We start from the raw sequence: 13,798 nt of genomic DNA on the forward strand, positions 1-13,798 counted from the left end.
CGGGGCAACTTGGGCCCAACTATTTAAGAGGACCTCCACTTGCCTATTTCTTTATTTCGCAAAGCCGTGCTGGCCGCTGCCGGCCTGACGCTGATGGTCGGCGCCCAGGCTGCATCGACCGTGCATATTTATAACTGGTCCGATTACATCGGGCAGAACACCCTGGCGGAGTTTGAAAAAGCCACGGGGATCAAGCCGGTGTACGACGTTTTCGATTCCAACGAAACCCTGGAAGGCAAGTTGCTGGCCGGGCGTACCGGCTATGACGTGGTGGTGCCGTCCAACCACTTCCTGGGCAAGCAGATCAAGGCCGGGGCCTTCCAGAAGCTCGATAAGAGCCAGTTGACCCACTATTCGAATCTCGATCCGGTGCTGCTCAAGCGCCTGGAAATGAACGACCCGGGCAACCAGTACGCGGTGCCGTACCTGTGGGGCACCAACGGCATCGGCTACAACGTCGACAAGGTCAAGGCCGTGCTGGGCGTGGACAAGATCGACTCCTGGAGCGTGCTGTTCGAGCCGGAGAACATCAAGAAGCTCAACAGCTGCGGCGTGGCCTTCCTCGATTCCGCCGATGAGATGATGCCCACGGTACTCAACTACCTGGGCCTGGACGCCAACAGCACCAACCCCCAGGACTACAAGAAGGCCGAGGCCAAGCTGCTGGCGGTGCGTCCCTACGTGACCTACTTCCACTCGTCCAAGTACATCTCTGACCTGGCCAACGGCAATATCTGCGTGGCCATCGGCTTTTCCGGCGACATCTTCCAGGCCAAGTCCCGGGCCGCCGATGCCGGCAAGGGCGTGAACATCGCCTACGCGATCCCCAAGGAGGGCGGTGCCCTGTGGTTCGACATGCTGGCGATCCCCAAGGATTCGACCAATGTCAAAGAGGCCCATGCCTTCATCAACTACGTGTTGCAGCCTGAGGTGATCGCCCAGGTCAGTGACTACGTCGGTTATGCCAACCCCAACCCCGGGTCGGACAAGCTGATGGAGCAGTCCATCCGCACCGATGAAGCGGTTTATCCACCGCAGGCCGTGCTCGACAAGACCTATGTGTCCATCGAGCTGCCAGCCAATATCCAACGCTTGATGACCCGCAGCTGGACCAAGGTCAAGACGGGTAAATAGTTTCACAGGCACAAACTATCCAAGGCCCGCCGGCGTGCGGCGGGCTGCAAATTCTGTTGGGAGTTCCGCAAATGGCAGTTGCCTCCGGCGCCTATAAGAAAGCCCTCGAGGGCGACCAGACACCCAAGCAGGTGCTGGTCAAGATCGACCGGGTCACGAAGAAGTTCGACGAGACGGTGGCCGTGGACGATGTGTCCCTGGAAATCAAGAAAGGCGAGATCTTCGCCCTGCTGGGTGGCTCGGGTTCGGGCAAGTCCACCCTGCTGCGCATGCTCGCCGGTTTCGAACGGCCCACGGAGGGGCGGATCTTCCTCGATGGCGTGGACATCACCGACATGCCGCCCTATGAGCGGCCGATCAACATGATGTTCCAGTCCTACGCCCTGTTCCCGCACATGACCGTGGCGCAGAACATCGCCTTCGGCCTCAAGCAGGACAAGATCCCGTCCGCCGAGATCGACGCCCGGGTGGCGGAGATGCTCAAGCTGGTGCAGATGAGCCAGTACGCCAAGCGCAAGCCGCACCAGCTGTCCGGTGGCCAGCGCCAGCGCGTGGCCCTGGCCCGCTCCCTGGCCAAGCGGCCCAAGCTGCTGTTGCTGGACGAACCCATGGGCGCCCTGGACAAGAAGCTGCGCTCGCAGATGCAGCTGGAGCTGGTGGAGATCATCGAGCGCGTGGGCGTGACCTGCGTGATGGTGACCCACGACCAGGAAGAGGCCATGACCATGGCCGAGCGCATCGCCATCATGCACCTGGGCTGGATCGCCCAGATCGGCAGCCCGATCGACATCTATGAAACCCCGGTCAGCCGCCTGGTCTGCGAATTCATCGGCAACGTCAACATCTTCGAGGGCGAAGTGGTGGACGACGCCGAGGGGCATGCGCTGATCACCTGCAAGGACCTGGACCGCAATATCTACGTCGGCCACGGCATCAGCACCTCGGTGCAGGACAAATCGGTTACCTACGCGATCCGCCCGGAAAAGCTGCTGGTCACCGCCGAGATGCCCACCTGCGAGCACAACTGGTCCAGCGGCAAGGTGCATGACATTGCCTACCTGGGCGGCCACTCGGTGTTCTACGTCGAGCTGCCGAGCGGCAAGCTGGTGCAATCCTTCGTCGCCAACGCCGAACGCCGTGGCACCCGGCCGACCTGGGGCGACCAGGTCTACGTTTGGTGGGAAGACGACAGCGGCGTGGTACTGCGCTCATGAACATGCGAAAGCTCAAGCGCCGACTCAATCGAATAATTCCCGGTGGCCGCCAGCTGGTCATCGGGGTTCCGTTCATCTGGCTGTTCCTGTTCTTCATGCTGCCGTTCTTCATCGTCCTGAAGATCAGCTTCGCCGAAGCGGACGTGGCCATTCCGCCGTACACCGAGATCTACAGCTACGTCGACCAGAAGCTGCAGCTGCTGCTCAACCTCGGCAACTACGCGATGCTGGGCGACGACCAGCTGTATATCGCCGCCTACCTCGGCTCGCTGAAAACCGCGTTCTTCAGCACCATCCTCTGCCTGCTGATCGGCTACCCGATGGCCTATGCCATCGCCAGTGCCCGCAAGGAGCTGCAGACGGTGCTGGTGCTGCTGATCATGATGCCGACCTGGACCGCGATCCTGATTCGCGTCTACGCCTGGATGGGCATCCTCAGCAATAACGGCCTGCTCAACGGCTTCCTGATGTCCATGGGCTGGATCAACGAGCCGCTGCAGATCCTCAACACCAACATCGCGGTGTATATCGGCGTGGTCTATTCCTACCTGCCGTTCATGATCCTGCCGCTCTACGCCAACCTGGTGAAGCACGACCAGAGCCTGCTGGAGGCGGCCGCCGACCTGGGTTCGAGCACCTTCAACAGCTTCTGGCAGATCACCGTGCCGCTGTCCAAGAACGGCATCATCGCCGGCTGCATGCTGGTGTTCATCCCGGTGGTGGGCGAGTTCGTGATTCCGGAACTGCTGGGTGGCCCGGAAACCCTGATGATCGGCAAGGTGCTGTGGCAAGAGTTCTTCAACAACCGTGACTGGCCGGTGGCTTCCGCCCTGGCGGTGGTGATGCTGGCGATCCTGATTGTGCCGATCATCCTGTTCAACCGCAGTCAGGCCAAGGAAATGGAGGGCAAGGAATGAAGCGCTTCAGTTTTTCCAGCCTGATGCTGGTGCTGGGCTTGCTGTTCATCTACCTGCCGATGCTGATCCTGGTGATCTACTCGTTCAACGCCTCGCGACTGGTGACGGTGTGGGGCGGCTGGTCGATCAACTGGTACGTGGGCTTGCTGGACAACACCCAGCTCATGGGTTCGGTGCTGCGCTCCCTGGAGATCGCCTGCTACACCGCAGTGGCCGCGGTGGCCCTGGGCACCCTGGCGGCCTTCGTGCTGACACGGATTACCCGCTTCAAGGGCCGTACCCTGTTCGGCGGCCTGGTCACCGCGCCGCTGGTGATGCCCGAAGTGATCACCGGCTTGTCCTTGCTGCTGCTGTTCGTGGCCATGGCCCAGGCCATCGGCTGGCCCCAGGAGCGCGGCATCGTCACCATCTGGATCGCCCACACCACCTTCTGCGCGGCCTATGTGGCGGTGGTGGTCTCGGCGCGCCTGCGCGAGCTGGACCTGTCCATTGAAGAGGCGGCCATGGACCTGGGTGCGCGGCCGTGGAAGGTGTTCTTCCTGATCACCATCCCGATGATCGCGCCGTCGCTGGCGGCGGGCGGCATGATGTCCTTCGCCCTGTCCCTGGACGACCTGGTGCTGGCCAGCTTCGTCTCGGGCCCGGGTTCCACCACCTTGCCGATGGAAGTCTTCTCGGCGGTACGCCTGGGGGTCAAGCCGGAGATCAACGCCGTGGCCAGCCTGATCCTGCTGGCGGTGTCCCTGGTGACCTTCCTGGTGTGGTTCTTCAGCCGTCGTGCCGAAGAGGCGCGCAAGCGGGCGATCCAGCAGGCCATCGAAGAGAGCGCCGCCGATTCCTGGAAGCAGCCGGAAGTACGTCGCTCCCAGGCAGCGGAAGCCGCCTGACCTGCACCAGGCAATAAAAAACCTCGCCCCGTTACCGGGAGCGAGGTTTTTTTATGCCCTGAACTGTCCCGCCCGGGGCGCTCAAGACTTCAGGCTGTCATAGGCCTCCAGTGTGCGCAGCGAGTAGATGTAGGCGGCACCGGCATTCAACGAGATCGCCGTGGCCAGGGCCGCAGCCACTTCTTCGCGGGTGGCGCCGGCCTTGATCGCGGCGTCGGCGTGTACGCCAATACAGCCGTCACAGCGGGTGGTGATGGCCACGGCTATGGAAATCAGCTCGCGGGTCTTGGCATCGAGCACGTTGTTTTCTTCAGCGGCTTCACCCAGGGCCATATAGGCCTGGACCATTTTCGGGTTGCTCTTGCCCAGGGAGCCAAAGGCTTTTTTCACGGTAGGCAGCAGTTCGGACCAGTTATGGAACATCGCATTCACTCCGGGATGGGTTGAGGGTGTGCTGTCGTAACACCTTCAGTCTTGACCATCCTGGCGTTTCGGGCCGCCTGATTCGTCCAAATGAAGCCAAATGACAGGCTCACCGCCCTGGCCGGTTGGGCGCAGCTCTTGCCTGCTGCGCCATCCTCGGTCTTGTTCCCCCTGACCTTCGGGGCTGAGGCTTGCGAGCACGCCCTGGGGCGGTGCCTTGGACGCGGTAGGCAACCCTGTCGCCACTTACCGGGGCGTGCGCGCCGGCAGCAGCTTGAGGGTGCTGCGGGTATTGGCCGTGACTTCCTCTTCGCTGAAATGTGCCTGCTGGTAGACCCCTTCGATATAGGCCTCGGCCTGGTCGTCGTAGTGCTTGTCGAACAGCACCCCGCTCTGGCCCACCGGGTTGATGGTCAGGCTGTGGGCCGGGTCGGTGAAGTCGATGATGCGCCGGGTCGAGGGGCCATAGATCACCGACCAGGGCGCCGGGCCGATCTTCGCCGTGAGGTTGTTCGGCACCTCATGGCTACCGGGTGCATCCAGGGGGCCGACATTGAAAATCCGGTCCAGGGGCTTCTGCATGCCCAGCGGATGGCCGTGGGTCAGGGTGTGAGCCTTGCCCCAGCGCCATTGAGCCGGGTTGGCGCCGAGGATCAGGCGCAGGTGGTCGATGCTGGCGCGCCAGGCCGCCTTGACGGTGTCGGCCCGGGTTTCACGCTGGGGCGTGGTGCGGTTGTCCCACCAGGGCGAGTCCGGGTCCGCGGCCAGCCGGGGCAGGGCGGCATCCACCACCCGGGCCTGGATCAGCGCGTCGAAATAGGCATCGCCGAGTTTTTCGTGGAAGGCGGCATCGGCCAACTGGAACAGGAACTGGTTGAACAGGGTGGCGCTGGTGGACTCCAGCGGATAGTCGCCCTGCCATTTGGCCAACTGCTCCACCAGTTTTTGTTCCTCGGGGTCGCTGACCACTTCCCGTAGCACGGGCAACAGTGGCGCCAGCAGGCGTGGGCCGTAGGCGGTGGTGGTGCCCAGTTGCAGTTTCTGGGTGTTCTCCAGGTCCCACTTCTGGCTTTTGTCGCTGAGCTGCCGGTCCAGTTGCTGGCCACGGTCGGCCAGGTTGTAGTAACCGGGAATCTCCATGCCGGTGGGGGATACCGGCTGGAAGTTGGCGGAGACGATATAGCCCCGGGCCGGGTTCTCTTCCTGGGGGTTGGCGCTGAAGGGGTAGAAGCCTTCCTTGTCCGCCATGCCGGTGCTGCCATCGAGGATAAACGCCGGCTTGGCCCCGGCCGGGCGCTTGGGCAATAGCGCCGCGGCCCACCAGCCGATATCGCCCTTGGCATTGGCCCAGACGATGTTCAGCCCCGGCGCATGAACCTTGGCCGACGCTGCACGGGCCTTGGCCAGGGTATCGGCGCGGTTGAGCTGGTAGAAACCGTCGAGGATCGGGTTCGGGGTTTCCAGGAAACCCCACCACATGGCCACCGGCGCCTTGCCCACGGTGCTGCCGAGCATGTCGTTGATGATCGGGCCATGGGGCGACCGGCGCAGGGTCAGGGTCACCGGGGCCTGGCCCTTGACCGCGATCTGTTGCTCGCTGCTGGTCATGTCGACCCATTTATCGTGGAACCAGACCTGGTTGGGGTTATCCGGGTTGAGCTTCTCGGCGATCAGGTCCAGGTCGTCGTTCTGGAACATGGTCAGGCTCCAGCCGAAGTCCAGGTTGTGGCCCAGGAACGCGAAGGGCACCAGGGCCTGGTGATGGCCATAGAGCTCGAAGCCCGGCGCCGACAGCTGCGCCTCATACCACACCGACGGCAGGGAGTAGCGGATATGCGGGTCACCGGCCAGCAGCGGGCGGCCGCTCTTGGTCCGGCTGCCAGACACTGCCCAGGCGTTGCTGCCCTCATATTGCGGCAGCCCGGCCTCGCTCAGGGCCTCCTGGCTCAGGCGGGCGATGCGTCCCAGGTCCTGCCAGTCGATGCCGGCCAGGGGCAGGCCAGCTTGCGTCTTGCCCTTGGCCAGCACGCCCTTGGGCTGCCAGTCGAGGTCGAAGACCTTCAGGTAGTCGTTGCCCAACTGGTCGCGGACATAGGTCAGCAGCGGCTCGGTGCGGAAGGCCGCGGCGAAGCTGTAGGCCATGAAACCGGCGACACTGACGCTGTCTTCGGCGGTGAAGGGGCGTTTGTGGATGCCCAGGACGTCGAACTCGATGGGGCTGGCGTGGCTGTCCTGATACTGGTTGATACCATCGAGATAGGCTTCCAGGGCCTTCCAGGCCGGGGACTGGCGGTCGAGCCCGGCCACATAGCTGTCGGCCCGTTCGCGAATGCGCAGGCTGCGAAACAGCTTGTCGGTGTCCAGCAGCTTGGGGCCCAGGACTTCTGCCAGCTCGCCCCGAGACAGGCGCCGCAGTACTTCCATCTGGAACAAGCGGTCCTGGGCATGCACGTAGCCCAGGGCACGGTACAGGTCGGCTTCGTTTTCCGCGCGGATATGCGGCACGCCGCGCTCGTCGTAGCGCACGCTGACCGAGCCTTGCAGGCTGTTGATTGCCACCTGGCCCTGGCGCGTCGGCTGCTTGCTGTACAGATAACCGGCGACAGCGGCCAACAGGGCCAGGATCAGGACGGCAATGACAGTCAGGCTACGTTTCATGCGGGCTCCTTGCTGTTGTTGTGTTCAATGCCGCCTTGGGAGAACTGCAAAGATTTAGCACAAGTGGCGGGGCTGGCGCAGGTGGCAGTCCTCGAATAGTCGCGTATGCCTTAGTGGGCGCCGCTATTCCAGGGGCAGTAGCAGCCTACCGCCAGGGTGTGGGTGGCGCTGACTTGGCGATCCTGTTCCAGGGCCTGGAGGATGGGCTCGATAAAGCTGTTGCTGGAGTTGCAGGTCAGGCCCTCGCTGTAGGGGCCGAAATAGGCCAGCTTGCCGCTGCGATCCCAGATTGCCACCGCCGGGCTGGCGGGAATCTGCTCCGCGCCGGGCAGGCTGTCGAGCGTCTTCAGGCGCGCCAGGTTGGCGGGTAGCTGGCCGTGGCTGCCTGGCTTCTGTACCGAGTAGAACTCCACGCCCCGCGCGCCGTAGATTTCGATCAGCTCGGCCAGGTGTTGCTGGTTGCCGACGTTGCAGGGGCAGGCCGGGTCCCAGAAGTGCACCAGGCGGATCGCCCCAGGGCCGGCCAGGTCGGCCGGCAGTTGCAGCGGGTCGCCGGAGAACACTGCGGTGTGTTCGCTGAAGGCCCGCAGGTAGCGGCCCTGGAACCAGTCGTAGGCACTCCACAGCACGACGGCGCAGATCAGCACCAGCAGGCTGGCAAGCAGGGGCGTGCGGTAGGGCTTGGGCATGGGCGATCGGTCCTCGAAGGTCGCGTAGCTTGCCATGCTTGTCGCGACAGATGAATATCGCAGCCTCACAAAGCCTGTTTTATCCCCCGATACCGCTGTCTTGGAACTGCCCATGCCCCCGACGTTCGACCCCGACCACCTGCGCGCCAGCCTGCAACTCCTGGCCGCCGGGCAACCCCTGTCGGCAGAGGGGCAGGCCTACCAGCGCTTCTACGGGCTGGATTTTGCCGCTCGGGCGCTGGTGCCGCAGAGCCGCCTGGGACGTTTCCAGGTGGATGGCTTCGAGGTGGTCGCTCAGGTCTGGTGGCCGCCGCAGCCCCGGGCAACGCTGTTTCTGTTCCACGGTTTCTATGACCACATGGGCCTGTACCGGCATGTGATCGAATGGGCGCTGCAGCGCCATTTCGTGGTGATTTCCTGCGACCTGCCCGGGCACGGCCTGTCCAGTGGCGAGCGCGCCAGCATCGATGATTTCGCGGTGTACCAACGGGTGCTGCAGGGCTTGTTCGAACAGGCCCGGTCCCTGGATCTGCCCCAGCCCTGGCACCTGTTCGGGCAAAGCACCGGTGGCGCGATCATCATCGACCACCTGCTCAACCAGGGCGCCGACAGCCCGGCCCAGGGCCAGGTCCTGCTGCTGTCGCCGCTGGTGCGCCCGCGGGCCTGGGGCTGGTCGTTGCTCAGCTATTACCTGCTGCGGCCCTTTGTCAAAGGCATTGCCCGGCGCTTCAGCGAGAACTCCAACGATGCGGACTTCCTGGCCTTTCTCCAGGCCGACCCCTTGCAACCGCAGCGCCTGCCCACCGCCTGGGTGGGCGCATTGGCGCGCTGGATCAAGCGTCTGGAGGCGGCGCCGCAGAGTTCAAGGCAGCCACTGATCGTCCAGGGGCAGGCAGACATGACTGTGGACTGGGAGCACAACCTGCAGGTGATTCGCAGCAAGTTCGCTACCCCCGAGATTCTGCTGCTGCCCCAGGCGCGGCATCACCTGGCCAACGAGATTCCCCTGTACCGCGATCAGTACTTCGCCTTTCTCACTCGGCATCTCTGATCTGTTCAGGCAGCGGTTCTGGCTTCAGGGCGCGAGGCTGGAGCTGCTCTGGCCAACCGCCAGGCCAGCACGAATTGCCGCCAGGGCGGCCTGGTAATAGGCCTTGCCCTCGCTGGACTCGGCAAAGGTGGCGAATTCTTCCAGTTCGGTGTCGGAAAGGTCCCGGTAGACATACAGCAGGGTGTTGTTCAGGTCGTTGCCGATTTGCTGCATCAGCCGCTGGCGCTGGCCGTTGAGCATGCCCTGTGCCTGGCCATTGCCCAGCAGGCCGGGAATCATCTGGCTCAGGCTGTCGGCAGCGACCCCGGCGATCGCCAGGCTGACTTCCGCACCCGCCTCCTTGGCCGGCAAGGCCTGGGCCAGGTGGCCGATGATCAACTGACGGTTGTCGCTGGCCTGCATCTTCGGCAAGCCCTGGGCGTTCTTGGCCAACTGGTCGCGGCGGGTGGCCAGCAGTTCGGCGGCGACAATCTTGCGCCCCAGGGGCGACTGGAAGAAGGCCAGGGCCGGGGCCGGGTCGGCCAGGTGCTGACGCAGCTGCGCTTCGGCGCGCCGGTCCACCGCCTGGGGCGCGAAGCGCTGGTTGCTGTTGTCCACGAGGGCCTGGTACACCGCTGGTGGCAGGCTGTTCTGGTAGCGCTGCTGGGCGGCGCTCAAGGCATCGTTGAAATGCGCGCGCTGCTCCGCCCAACCGGCGACCTTGTACAACTGGTCGTGGCTGTCTGCCCAGGCAGGCAAGGTGCAGAACATCAACAGTGAGAAAAGCAAACGACGCATAGGGACTCCTGTCAGCAGGCGACTATTCTCCGGGGCAAGGGGCTGGTTGTCGAGAATTCGTATCAGCATCGCTCGGCAAACCGATGATGTGTAAGCCCATTGAAAAAAATGCTCGATCCCCTGCTCTGTGGCTCTGTCAGATTTATCTGAGGCTGGATACTATGCGCGCCATGCACATACCCTCTGATCATCCGCTGTTGTTGCGCATCGTCGACGACCTGGCCGCCTGTGGCTGGTCGCAACAGAATCTATTCCTGTCCGAGGCTCTGACCCTCGAACTGGCGGCTGAGTGCCGTAAACGTGCCGCCGAAGGCGAGCTGGCGCCGGCCGGAGTGGGGCGCGGCCCGGCCCAGGAGATTCGCGAGGGTATTCGTGGCGACCATATCCAGTGGCTCGAACCCGGCCAGGCCGAGGCTAGCGATACCTACCTGGGGCTGATGGACAGCCTGCGCGAGGCGCTCAATCGCGGCCTGTTCCTGGGCCTGGAAGATTTCGAGTGCCACTTTGCCCTGTATCCGCCGGGGGCCTTCTACAAGCGCCATGTCGATCGTTTTCGCGATGACGACCGGCGCATGGTCTCGGCGGTGATCTACCTCAACTCGCAGTGGTTGCCGGAACATGGCGGCCAGTTGCGCATGTACCTGGCGGGCCAGGAGCATGACGTGGACCCGGTGGGCGGCCGGCTGGTGGTGTTTCTTTCCGGCGAGCTACCCCATGAAGTGCTGCCGGCGACCCGCGAGCGGCTGTCCTTGACCGGCTGGTTCCGGCGCCGCGGCAACGAGCCGTTCTGATGATGCATAAAGTCCTGGTCAGCCGCTGCCTGTTGGGCCACCGCGTGCGCTACGACGGTGGGGCCAGTGGGCCCTTCGATCAGTTGGCGGCGTGGTTGCAGGAAGGGCGGGTGGTGGCGCTGTGCCCGGAAGTGGCCGGTGGCTTGCCAACTCCGCGGGCGGCGGCGGAAATTCCCGGCGGGCAGGGCGTACAGGTGCTCGAGGGCACGGCCCGGGTGCTGACCACGGCAGGCGAGGATGTCAGCGCCCAATTCCTTAGGGGCGCTCGGCTGGCCCTGGAACTGGTGGAAAAACACGGCATCCGGATCGCCGTACTCAAGGCCAACAGCCCGTCCTGCGGCAATCTCCTGACTTATGACGGCAGCTTCAGCGGCGTCCGAGTGCCGGGGGAGGGGGTTACCGCGGCCCTGCTCAAGCGCCACGGCGTGCAGGTCTTCAGCGAGCTGCAACTGCCCGAGGCCGCTGCCGCCCTGGCGGCTCTGTAGTCGCCGTGCACCAGCGCGGCGCCGGCTTTTGCAGTCGGTCGCCAGCGGTGGGGCGAGTTACTCCTCGGCTTGCGCCTTGGGCGGTTTGCTCGCATCCATGCCGAACCACTTCTCCGACAGCGCCATCAGCCGCCCATCGGCCTTGATCCGCTGCAGGGCGCTGTCCAGGCTGGCGCGAAACGCCGGGTTGCCCTTCTGGAAGGGGATCGCCAGGCTCAGGGTCGGCCCTACCTTGGCCCCTTCCTTCACCGGCAGGTGGCTGTCGCGAATGGCATAGGGAATCAGCAGGCGGTCGCTGATGGCGGCGTCGATCTGTTTGTCCGCCACATCCTTGATCGGTTGCTGGGCATCGGCGTAGCTGCGCAGGTTGGTGCCTTCCACGGTCCGCGCCTGGTCGACGAACCGGCTGCCTTGCGCCACGCCCAGGGCCTGGAGTGAAAGCAGCGGGCGCTGTTCTTCCTTGCGCACTATCAATTGTGCGCTGGTGTAGCTGTAGGGTTCGCTGAAGTCGAAACGATCCTTGAGTTCCGCGGTCACTGCTATGTGGTTGATGGCCACGTCGAACCTGCCGCTCTCGACCCCGGGCAGCAACTCGGCCGCTGGCGTTACGACGAAGTCGGCGCGTACGTCCAGCTCGCGGGCCAGCAGTTGCCCCAGCTCCACCTCGAAGCCGCTGAGCTTGCCCTCATCCTTGAAGTTGAAGGGCGGCGTATCGGCTTCCAGGGCGATGCGCAGTTCCCCGCGGTCATTGATGTCGTCCATCAGTTCGGCTTGAGCGCCAGTGCTCACAAGGGGCAGCAAAAGTATCAGGCCAGGCAGGAAACGCATGGTCACTCCTTGAATTTATATGAGCGATGCGCCGTTCAGGCTCGCTTTGCTAAGGTGTTGAGTGCCTTCGACAACGAATTGCCATGAAGTTGTCATCACCGTAAAAGATTTGCGGAAAAACTGGAGAAGATAATGAAAAATTTTATGTCTCGTGCGGCCTTGGCCGGTCTGTTGCTGGGAGCCTCGACACTGGCTGTTGCTGCGGATATTCCTCGTACTGCGGCCCCTGCACAGGCCAAGGTATTCATCGTTTCCCCGGCTGACGGGGCTACCGTGGACAAGACCTTCAAGGTCCAGTTCGGGGTTGAAGGCATCGCCCTGGCACCGGCCGGCGACCAGACCGCCAACACCGGCCATCACCACCTGCTGATCGATGTCGACCAGCTGCCGGCGGAAAACCTGCCGATTCCAGCCGATGCCAAGCACATCCACTTCGGCAAGGCCCAGACCGAAACCGAAGTGACCCTGGCGCCGGGCAAGCACACCCTGCAACTGGAGCTGGGCGACAAGAACCACGTGCCGTTCGACCCGGTGATCGTCTCCAAGAAAATCACAGTCACAGTGAAATAATCGTAAACACGGTACAAAAAAAGGGAGCCTATCAAGGCTCCCTTTTTTGTACCGCTTGCGGCTCACAGCTTGCCGCTCGCAGCTGCTCTTAGAACAGCACGCGGCAACGGATGGTGCCGTTGACGTGTTGCAGCTTCTCTTGCGCCAGGTCCGAGTACTCGGCGTCGACGTCGATCACCACGTAGCCGACCTTTTCGTTGGTCTGCAGGAACTGGCCGGAGATGTTGATGCCGTTTTCGGCGAAGACCTTGTTGATCTCGCTCATCACGCCCGGGATGTTCTCGTGGATGTGCAGCAGGCGGTGCTTGCCCGGGTGAGCCGGCAGTGCCACTTCAGGGAAGTTGACCGAGGACACCGAGGTACCGTTGTCGCTGTACTTGACCAGTTTCTCTGCCACTTCCAGGCCGATGTTGGCCTGGGCCTCGGCGGTGGAGCCGCCGATGTGCGGGGTCAGGATCACGTTGTCCAGGCCGCGCAGCGGGCTTTCGAACTCTTCGTCGTTGGAGCGTGGCTCCACCGGGAACACGTCGATGGCTGCGCCGATCAGGTGCTTGTCCTTGATCGCGTCCGCCAGGGCGTCCAGTTCGACCACGGTGCCGCGGGCGGCGTTGATCAGGATGCCGCCCTTCTTGATCGCGCGGATTTCCTTCTCGCCGATCATCCACTGGGTGGCCGCGGTTTCCGGCACGTGCAGGGTGACGATATCGGACATGCCCAGCAGTTCGTGCAGGTTGCCCACCTGGGTGGCGTTGCCCAGCGGCAGCTTGGTCACGGTGTCGTAGAAGTACACCTGCATGCCTAAGCCTTCGGCCAGAACCGACAGCTGAGTGCCGATGGAACCATAACCGACGATACCCAGCTTCTTGCCGCGGATTTCGAAGGAGTTGGCCGCGCTCTTGATCCAGCCGCCACGGTGGCAGGATGCGTTTTTCTCCGGGATGCCGCGCAGCAGCAGGATGGCCTCGGCCAGCACCAGCTCGGCCACCGAACGGGTGTTGGAGTAAGGCGCGTTGAACACCGCGATGCCGCGTTCGCGTGCCGCTTCCAGGTCAACCTGGTTGGTGCCGATGCAGAAACAGCCCACTGCGACCAGTTTCTTCGCGTGGTCGAAGATCTCTTCGGTCAGTTGAGTGCGGGAGCGAATACCGATGAAGTGTGCATCGGCGATCTTTTCCTTGAGCTGGGCTTCCGGCAGAGAACCGGTGAGGTACTCGATGCTGGTGTAGCCGGCGGCCTTGAGGACGTCGACAGCGGATTGGTGGACGCCTTCGAGGAGAAGGAACTTGATCTTGCTCTTATCGAGAGAAGTCTTGCTCATCTGCGTAAACCTGTGTCCCGGAGAAAATTGGCAGGGAAATGGACAGCTTGAGCTGA

The 13,798-nt window shown here is 63.3% G+C and carries 14 protein-coding genes; 8 read left to right on the top strand and 6 right to left on the bottom strand.

The window, feature by feature from the left end; all coding sequences use genetic code 11:
• Window positions 1-39: 39 nt before the first annotated feature.
• The 4 genes from J4P02_RS04205 (at window position 40) to J4P02_RS04220 (ending at window position 4,152) form a co-directional block, all read left to right on the top strand.
• Window positions 40-1,134: a polyamine ABC transporter substrate-binding protein gene (locus J4P02_RS04205; RefSeq protein ID WP_426188069.1), complete on the top strand. Its 1,095-nt coding sequence runs from the start codon at window positions 40-42 to the stop codon at window positions 1,132-1,134.
• A gap of 71 nt (window positions 1,135-1,205) precedes the next feature.
• Window positions 1,206-2,348, top strand: coding sequence for an ABC transporter ATP-binding protein (locus J4P02_RS04210; protein WP_426188071.1), 1,143 nt, complete (start codon window positions 1,206-1,208; stop codon window positions 2,346-2,348).
• 35 nt (window positions 2,349-2,383) lie between these two features.
• Complete coding sequence (locus J4P02_RS04215; RefSeq protein WP_426188616.1) at window positions 2,384-3,265, top strand: ABC transporter permease subunit; 882 nt, start codon at window positions 2,384-2,386, stop codon at window positions 3,263-3,265.
• Entirely contained in the window at window positions 3,262-4,152 is an 891-nt protein-coding gene (locus J4P02_RS04220; protein ID WP_426188073.1) for an ABC transporter permease subunit, read from the top strand. Before J4P02_RS04215 ends, J4P02_RS04220 begins: the two co-directional genes overlap by 4 nt.
• An 81-nt stretch (window positions 4,153-4,233) precedes the next feature.
• On the opposite strand, the gene J4P02_RS04225 is transcribed toward J4P02_RS04220, so the two are convergent.
• The 3 genes from J4P02_RS04225 to J4P02_RS04235 all read right to left on the bottom strand — a co-directional run bounded on the left by J4P02_RS04225 (window position 4,234) and on the right by J4P02_RS04235 (window position 7,922).
• A complete protein-coding gene (locus tag J4P02_RS04225; protein ID WP_426188075.1) occupies window positions 4,234-4,575 on the bottom strand; it encodes a carboxymuconolactone decarboxylase family protein in 342 nt (113 codons plus the stop codon).
• 246 nt (window positions 4,576-4,821) lie between these two features.
• Window positions 4,822-7,233, bottom strand: coding sequence for a penicillin acylase family protein (locus tag J4P02_RS04230; RefSeq protein ID WP_426188077.1), 2,412 nt, complete (start codon window positions 7,231-7,233; stop codon window positions 4,822-4,824).
• 110 nt (window positions 7,234-7,343) lie between these two features.
• Window positions 7,344-7,922, bottom strand: a complete 579-nt coding sequence (locus J4P02_RS04235) for a DUF6436 domain-containing protein (RefSeq protein ID WP_426188080.1) — start codon at window positions 7,920-7,922, stop codon at window positions 7,344-7,346.
• A 112-nt stretch (window positions 7,923-8,034) separates the two neighbouring features.
• On the opposite strand from J4P02_RS04235, the gene J4P02_RS04240 reads away from it, so the two are divergent.
• A complete protein-coding gene (locus tag J4P02_RS04240) occupies window positions 8,035-8,973 on the top strand; it encodes an alpha/beta hydrolase (protein WP_426188082.1) in 939 nt (312 codons plus the stop codon).
• A gap of 24 nt (window positions 8,974-8,997) precedes the next feature.
• Here the strand turns inward: J4P02_RS04240 and J4P02_RS04245 are convergent, their stop codons facing one another.
• A complete protein-coding gene (locus tag J4P02_RS04245; RefSeq protein WP_426188084.1) occupies window positions 8,998-9,750 on the bottom strand; it encodes a DUF2059 domain-containing protein in 753 nt (250 codons plus the stop codon).
• Between the two features lie 161 nt (window positions 9,751-9,911).
• Between J4P02_RS04245 and J4P02_RS04250 the strand changes: the two genes are divergently transcribed.
• Window positions 9,912-10,541 carry a 2OG-Fe(II) oxygenase gene (locus J4P02_RS04250; protein ID WP_426188086.1) on the top strand — a complete coding sequence of 210 codons (630 nt, stop codon included), beginning with the start codon at window positions 9,912-9,914 and terminating at the stop codon, window positions 10,539-10,541.
• A 2-nt stretch (window positions 10,542-10,543) separates the two neighbouring features.
• The gene (locus J4P02_RS04255; protein WP_426188617.1) at window positions 10,544-11,026 is read left to right on the top strand and encodes a DUF523 domain-containing protein; all 483 of its coding nucleotides are present in this window, start codon (window positions 10,544-10,546) and stop codon (window positions 11,024-11,026) included.
• Window positions 11,027-11,083: 57 nt separating this feature from the next.
• Here the strand turns inward: J4P02_RS04255 and J4P02_RS04260 are convergent, their stop codons facing one another.
• Window positions 11,084-11,854 carry a transporter substrate-binding domain-containing protein gene (locus J4P02_RS04260; protein ID WP_426188088.1) on the bottom strand — a complete coding sequence of 257 codons (771 nt, stop codon included), beginning with the start codon at window positions 11,852-11,854 and terminating at the stop codon, window positions 11,084-11,086.
• Window positions 11,855-11,986: 132 nt separating this feature from the next.
• On the opposite strand from J4P02_RS04260, the gene J4P02_RS04265 reads away from it, so the two are divergent.
• Window positions 11,987-12,424, top strand: a complete 438-nt coding sequence (locus J4P02_RS04265) for a DUF4399 domain-containing protein (protein ID WP_426188090.1) — start codon at window positions 11,987-11,989, stop codon at window positions 12,422-12,424.
• Window positions 12,425-12,512: 88 nt separating this feature from the next.
• Here J4P02_RS04265 and serA read toward each other — a convergent pair whose 3' ends face one another.
• Entirely contained in the window at window positions 12,513-13,742 is a 1,230-nt protein-coding gene (serA, locus tag J4P02_RS04270; RefSeq protein ID WP_426188092.1) for a phosphoglycerate dehydrogenase, read from the bottom strand.
• Between the last annotated feature and the right edge of the window lie 56 nt (window positions 13,743-13,798).

Source organism: Pseudomonas sp. NFXW11, from assembly GCF_049887815.1.
In the GTDB taxonomy this organism is placed as follows: Bacteria; Pseudomonadota; Gammaproteobacteria; order Pseudomonadales; family Pseudomonadaceae; genus Aquipseudomonas.